General features: G+C 45.8%; 1 protein-coding gene. It reads left to right on the forward strand.

The features are described from left to right. Positions 1-238 (forward strand): RpiB/LacA/LacB family sugar-phosphate isomerase (locus SCA31_RS25410; protein WP_410699700.1); only part of this gene is annotated, 238 nt, incomplete at both ends.

A 238-nucleotide genomic window follows, 5' to 3' on the forward strand; every position in this document is an offset into this window, starting at 1 on the left:
CAGTGTGGATTATCCTGACTTTGTACACCCCGCTGCAACGTCAGTAGAGAATGGAGAGAATGAATTGGGAATATTGATCTGTGGAAGCGGAAACGGCGTACAGATTACAGCGAACAAGCATCAGCAGATTCGTTGTGCTCTTTGCTGGATGCCGGAGATTGCATCGCTGGCAAGACAGCATAATGATGCGAATATGATATCCATTCCTGCCCGCTTTGTTTCAAAAGAAGTAGCTATT

It is taken from the genome of Chryseobacterium sp. SIMBA_028, from assembly GCF_046535285.1.
Taxonomy (GTDB): Bacteria; Bacteroidota; Bacteroidia; order Flavobacteriales; family Weeksellaceae; genus Chryseobacterium.